Source organism: Pseudomonas sp. NPDC089741, assembly GCF_044748825.1.
In the GTDB taxonomy this organism is placed as follows: Bacteria; Pseudomonadota; Gammaproteobacteria; order Pseudomonadales; family Pseudomonadaceae; genus Aquipseudomonas; species Aquipseudomonas helmanticensis.
Genome location: NZ_JBIVGT010000015.1, coordinates 1 through 6394 on the forward strand (window position 1 = coordinate 1; position 6394 = coordinate 6394).

Annotated in this window: 6 protein-coding genes; 3 read left to right on the top strand and 3 right to left on the bottom strand. The window is 59.9% G+C overall.

The genetic code is table 11. From position 1 onward, the window contains the following. The coding region (locus ACIPZE_RS15985; protein WP_400773791.1) for a glyceraldehyde-3-phosphate dehydrogenase at positions 1 to 721 on the top strand (721 nt) is incomplete at its 5' end. Between the two features lie 222 nt (positions 722 to 943). Here the strand turns inward: ACIPZE_RS15985 and ACIPZE_RS15990 are convergent. Beyond that, positions 944 to 2245, bottom strand: a complete 1302-nt coding sequence (locus ACIPZE_RS15990) for an MFS transporter (RefSeq protein ID WP_400773793.1) — start codon at positions 2243 to 2245, stop codon at positions 944 to 946. A 136-nt stretch (positions 2246 to 2381) separates the two neighbouring features. Between ACIPZE_RS15990 and ACIPZE_RS15995 the strand changes: the two genes are divergently transcribed. Together ACIPZE_RS15995 and sthA are read left to right on the top strand one after the other, a co-directional pair. Further along, positions 2382 to 3368, top strand: a complete 987-nt coding sequence (locus ACIPZE_RS15995) for an FAD:protein FMN transferase (RefSeq protein WP_400773948.1) — start codon at positions 2382 to 2384, stop codon at positions 3366 to 3368. A 197-nt stretch (positions 3369 to 3565) separates the two neighbouring features. Then, positions 3566 to 4960, top strand: a complete 1395-nt coding sequence (gene sthA / locus ACIPZE_RS16000) for a Si-specific NAD(P)(+) transhydrogenase (RefSeq protein ID WP_064117858.1) — start codon at positions 3566 to 3568, stop codon at positions 4958 to 4960. Between the two features lie 42 nt (positions 4961 to 5002). On the opposite strand, the gene ACIPZE_RS16005 is transcribed toward sthA, so the two are convergent. Then, positions 5003 to 5725, bottom strand: a complete 723-nt coding sequence (locus ACIPZE_RS16005; protein ID WP_400773795.1) for a glycerophosphodiester phosphodiesterase — start codon at positions 5723 to 5725, stop codon at positions 5003 to 5005. Between the two features lie 14 nt (positions 5726 to 5739). After that, positions 5740 to 6279 carry a PilZ domain-containing protein gene (locus ACIPZE_RS16010; RefSeq protein WP_400773951.1) on the bottom strand — a complete coding sequence of 180 codons (540 nt, stop codon included), beginning with the start codon at positions 6277 to 6279 and terminating at the stop codon, positions 5740 to 5742. Positions 6280 to 6394 lie beyond the last annotated feature (115 nt).

Sequence of the window (6394 nt, forward strand, 5' to 3'; positions counted from 1 at the left end):
CGCCGAGGGTCTTTCGCAGCACCTGCAGAGCAAGGGTGTGGCCCGCGTCCTGCAGACCGCTCCGGGCAAGGGCGAGCTGAAGAACATCGTGCCTGGCATCAACCACAGCGACATCACGGATTCGGACACCATCGTCTCCGCGGCGTCGTGCACCACCAACGCCATCACCCCGGTCCTGAAGGCCATCAACGACAAGTTCGGCGTGGTCCACGGCCACGTCGAAACCGTCCACTCCTTCACCAATGACCAGAACCTGATCGACAACTTCCACAAGGGCGATCGCCGTGGTCGTAGCGCTGCGCTGAACATGGTAATCACCGAGACCGGTGCTGCCACCGCTGCTGCCAAGGCCCTGCCTGAGCTGGCCGGCAAGCTGACCGGTAACGCGATCCGTGTGCCGACGCCAAACGTGTCGATGGCCATTCTCAACCTCAACCTTGAGAAAGCCGCTACCCGTGAAGAGATGAACGAGTACCTGCGCTACATGGCGCTGCACTCCGATCTGCACAAGCAAATCGACTTCGTTAACTCGCAGGAAGTGGTTTCGACCGACTTCGTTGGTTCGCGCCACGCCGGTGTGGTCGACGCTGAAGCGACCATCACCCAGGATAACCGCGTTGTTCTGTACGTCTGGTACGACAACGAGTTCGGTTACAGCTGCCAGGTGATCCGCGTGATGGAAGACATGGCCGGGGTAAACCCGCCAGCATTCCCGCGCTAAGCCTTAGCTGCACATGAAAACGCCCCGACTTTGGTCGGGGCGTTTTTGTTTGGGGACGATCAAAAGATCGCAGCCTGCGGCAGCTCTTACAGGATATCGCATTTGATTCTGTAGGAGCTGCCGAAGGCTGCGATCTTTGCTTTATGCCCTCTTCGGGAGCAAGCCCCCTCCTACGATTGGAGTGCATTCTCCTGCGGGAGGGGGCTTGCTCCCGAAGGCGTCCTATCGGGCACCGCCGGGGATGGCTGCTTGCGCCGTGCGCAGTTCATGCTTGTTGCCACGAAACAGTACCAGCGTCGCAATCAACCCCAACACCGCCGCGCCACTCAGCCAGATCCCCGGCGCAGCCTTGTTGTTCAGCACATGGATCAGGTAAGTACACGCCGCTGGCGTAAACCCGCCAAACGTTGCCGTCGCCAGGCTGTAAGCCAGCGAGAAGCCGGTCGTACGCACTTCCACCGGCATGATCTCGGTCAGTGCCACCACCATCGCGCCGTTGTACGAGCCGTAGAGGAACGACAGCCATAACTCGACGATCAGCAAATGGCTGAAGCTCGGATTCGCCACCAGCCACGACAGCGCCGGGTAAGCGGTAAGAATCGCCAGAATCGTCGCCGCCAGCAGTAGGGGTTTGCGCCCGATCTTGTCGGAAACTGCGCCCATCACCGGCAGCCAGAAGAAGTTCGACAGGCCGATACACACAGTCACCAGCAACGCATCGAAGTCAGACAAGTGCAGCTCAGCCTTGCCGAACGTCGGGGTGTACGCGGTAATCAAGTAGAAGGACACCGTGGTCATCACCACCAGCGCCATGCCGGCGATGACGATGCCAAAGTTCTGACCGATCGAACGGACAATTTCCCGTAGGGTAGGGCGATGTTTCCGCGCCTGGAATTCCGGGGTTTCTTCCAGCGAGCGGCGAATAACGAAGATCACCGGCACAATCATGCAGCCGATCAGGAACGGCACGCGCCAGCCCCAGTCGCCCATCTGTTCCGGACTCAGCCAATGGTTGAGACCGACCCCGAGCAATCCGGCAAAGACCACGGCCGCTTGCTGACTGGCGGACTGCCAGCTGACGAAAAAGCCCTTGCGTCCCGGTGTGGCAATCTCTGCCAGGTACACCGACACGCCGCCCAGCTCCACGCCCGCCGAGAAACCTTGCAGCAAGCGGCCAAACAGTACGATCAGCGGTGCGGCAACGCCGAGAGTGGCGTAGCCCGGAACGCAGGCGATCAGCACCGTGCCGGCAGCCATCAACGCCAGAGTAATGATCAGGCCCTGGCGACGGCCATGACGGTCGATGTAGGCGCCGAGGAAAATCGCCCCCAGCGGCCGCATCAGAAAGCCGGCGCCGAAAGTGGCCAGCGAAAGCATCAGGGAAGCGAAGGCGCTGTCGGCCGGGAAGAAGGTCTTGGCAATGGCCGTGGCGTAGAAGCCGTAGACCATGAAGTCGAACATTTCGAGGAAGTTGCCGCTGACAACGCGAAAAATCGCTTTGCCTTTGCCCGTGGTGGTGGACATGTTCAGTTACTCATTATTGGATTTTTATAAACGCGTAGCATCCGTTGGGAGCGAGCGGGCCCTTTAATCCATAATGGCCGTCGTGGTTTTGCAGGGAGATGAATAATTGTTCACTGGACGTTGGCTGGGTGTTGTGATGCTGGTCGCCGTATTGTCCGGCTGCGGCAACGGCGATTCGATGGAAAGTTTTGGTGGCCCGACCATGGGCAGCACGTGGTCGATCAAATACGTGCGCCACGCCGGTCTAGCTGATTCGGCGCAAGTTCGCGGCGAAGTGGAGGGTATCCTCGCTGAAGTAGACCGGCAGATGTCGACTTACCGCAACGATTCGGATATCGAGCGCTTCAACGCCTTGCCCGCCAACAGCTGTCAGATCATGCCCGCCTCGGTGCTCGAATTGGTCCGCGTCGGCGAACAGCTGTCCGTGAAAAGTGAAGGTTCCTACGATCTCACCGTCGAACCGCTGATGAATCTGTGGGGGTTTGGGCCGCAAGGGCGCGAAGAAAAAGTCCCGAGCGCCGCCGCACTGGCCGCGGTGCTGCAGCGCGTCGGTCATCAGCATCTGCACATCGATGGCAGTCAACTGTGCAAGGACGCCGCCGTCGAAGTCGATTTCAACAGCATCGCCGCCGGTTATGCCGTCGATACAATGGCCGCCCGGCTCGATGCACTGGGCATCCACGATTACCTCGCCGAAGCCACCGGCGAATTGAAGGCCAAGGGCCGAAAGCTCGACGGTTCAGTGTGGCGTATCGCCCTGGAAGAGCCCCGCGACGATCAGCAAATCGCCGAGCGCACCATTAATGTCGACGGCTACGGCGTCTCCACCTCCGGCGATTACCGCAACTATTTCCTGCAGGATGGCCGGCGCTATTCCCACACCTTCGATGCGCGCACCGGTGCACCTGTCCTACACAACCTGGCGTCAGTCACGGTGATTCATCCTTCAGCGTTGATGGCCGATGGACTATCGACGCTGCTGATGATTCTCGGGCCGGAAAGGGCGTGGGGCTACGCCGAAAAACATGACATTGGTGCATTCTTTGTGATTCGTGCCGATACAGGTTTTGTGATCCGCACCAGTGCGGCTTTCGAACGCCTCAGTGGCGCAAAAACTGACTGAGAACAATACGAAAGCTGGCGTTGTAGTGCAGGCAAAAGTAGCCTACGACGCGACCAAGGGTTAATGTGCGCGGCGTTGACGCTTCTATAGACTGTGTCCGGGTTCTTGATTGACCCCCAATTGTTCCTTCGCGCCGCCGTTCGGCGTGATTTAGCCGCCGGTGCTGCTGGCACCGCGGCCTGTTCTGAGGAGTACGCATGGCTGTCTACAACTACGACGTGGTGGTGCTGGGTTCCGGCCCGGCGGGAGAAGGCGCGGCAATGAACGCCGCCAAAGCAGGGCGCAAGGTCGCGATGGTCGACAGCCGTCGCCAGGTCGGCGGCAACTGCACCCACCTCGGCACCATTCCGTCCAAGGCACTGCGTCACTCGGTGCGGCAGATCATGCAGTTCAACACCAACCCAATGTTCCGGGCGATCGGCGAGCCACGCTGGTTCTCCTTCCCGGACGTGTTGAAAAGCGCCGAGAAAGTCATTTCCAAACAAGTCGCCTCGCGTACCGGCTACTACGCTCGTAACCGTGTCGACGTGTTCTTCGGTACCGGCAGCTTCGCCGACGAGCAAACCATCGAAGTGGTCTGCGCCAACGGCGTGGTCGAAAAACTGGTGGCCAAGCACATCATCATCGCCACTGGCTCGCGTCCTTATCGTCCGGCGGACATCGATTTCCACCACCCGCGTATCTACGATAGCGACACCATCCTCAGCCTCGGCCACACACCGCGCAAACTGATCGTTTACGGCGCCGGCGTGATCGGTTGCGAATACGCGTCGATCTTCAGCGGTCTGGGTGTGCTGGTCGAGCTGGTCGATAACCGTGGTCAGTTGCTGAGCTTCCTCGACTCGGAAATCTCCCAGGCGTTGAGCTACCACTTCAGCAACAACAACATCACCGTGCGCCACAACGAAGATTACGATCGCGTTGAAGGCGTCGACAACGGTGTGATCCTGCACCTGAAGTCCGGCAAGAAGATCAAGGCCGACGCCTTGCTCTGGTGCAACGGTCGTACCGGTAACACCGACCAGTTGGGTCTGGAAAACATCGGCGTCAAGGTCAACAGCCGTGGCCAGATTGAAGTCGACGAGGCTTACCGCACCTGCGTACCGAATATTTACGGTGCCGGTGACGTGATTGGCTGGCCAAGCCTGGCCAGTGCCGCCCACGACCAGGGTCGTTCGGCTGCTGGCAGCATTGTCGATAACGGTAGCTGGCGCTTTGTGAATGACGTGCCGACCGGCATTTACACCATTCCGGAGATCAGCTCGATCGGCAAGAACGAGCAGGAGCTGACCCAGGCCAAAGTGCCGTACGAAGTCGGCAAAGCTTTCTTCAAGAGCATGGCGCGTGCGCAGATCGCCGGTGAGCCGCAAGGCATGCTGAAGATCCTGTTCCACCGCGAAACCCTGGAAGTGCTGGGCGTTCACTGCTTCGGTTATCAGGCGTCGGAGATCGTGCACATCGGTCAGGCGATCATGAGCCAGCCGGGCGAGCTGAACACGCTGAAGTATTTCGTCAACACCACGTTCAACTACCCGACCATGGCTGAAGCCTATCGGGTAGCGGCGTACGACGGCCTCAATCGGCTTTTTTGACGGGCTCCGGCCGGTGGCCTGAGCCGGCCGGGGAGACCGATTTCAGCAATTCTCGAGCGTGGCAGTGGCCAAACCGGGAAAGTCTGTAATCAGGCTGTCAACGCCGAAGTCGGCGAGTCTGCGCATCAGCGCAGGCTCGTTGACGGTCCATACCGACACATGCAGCCCCTGACGCTGGGCCTTCTGCAGGCGTTCCGGCGTACACAGCGTCCAGTTCAGCGCGAGAATCTCACAGCCATAACTGGCCGCGACCTTCAACGGGTCTAGCCAGGCGTACTCGGCAACCAGTCCGCGCGACACATCCGGCACCAGATCCAGCGCCGCTTTCAGCACTTCCCGCGAACTCGAGGTGATCGTCACCTTGTCGAGCCGGCCGTGCCGTTGGGCCATCTCCCGAATCGCCAGCACCGTAGTTGCTGCGCGGGTGCGTGAAGCGCTTTTGACTTCCAGCTGCCAGTGCTCGAAATCACACTTTTCGAACAGTTCTTCCAGTGTCGGAATCGGACACGGTTTGATCCAGCCCGGGCCACCCTTGCGCGCGTCGTAGGTCACCAGATCGGCGGCGGTGTGCTCAACGACTTTGCCACGGCGGTCGGTGGTGCGCTTGAGGGTCGGGTCGTGGATGACCATCAACTCGCCGTCCTTGGACAGGTGCAGATCGAGTTCGCAGCGGCGCACGCCGTGCTTGAGACATTCCTGAAAACTGCTCAGGGTATTTTCCGGTGCTTCGCCCTTGGCGCCGCGGTGGCCGTAGATGAGGGTCACGGTTCTTCCTTAAATTAAATGCCTGATTCGTTTTGTTCGCGGGCCAGGCGTCGTTCCTGGGCCTGCTTTTGCAAGATATAGCGGGCGAGCAGCTGGCGCTGGGCGTCGGTCAGGTGTTCGAACTCGGTGCCGACGTCATAACCGTCGCCCTTGCTATCGCAATGGGTCACACGCGCGCGCAGCAACAGGCCCAGCGCTTGCGGCATCAGCACCAGTTTCACCGACAGGTGTGCGCCGGTGGCAATCGGCGTCGGGTGCTGGAAGTCGATCCCGCCCTCGGAGATGATCACCGGCTGTGGCTCGCCGATCTGGCCGAGCACGGTCAGGGCGACCACTTGGCTGAGCAGGTCGATGCGTTTGTTCTGCGATTTCAGGAACGCGGCAATAGCCCGGTCACGCTCGCTGATCTGGCGCAACAGGTGTTGCGACTCGAATTCGCTCAGGTGCAGTTCGCTGAGCAGGTTGAACAGCGGGGAAGCATCCTGCAACACTTCCTGGCCTGCGGCTTCGGGAGCAGACAGGGGCCGAATTTCCAGTGCGATCGTGTACTCGATACGGTAGTATTAGCGGCGAGCTTCTTCATCTAATGTCGACATGGCGAACCCATGGTAGCGGCGGAGGTATTAGTGTAAAGCTGGTTATAGACCCCCGCCACAAGGACGATCCTTT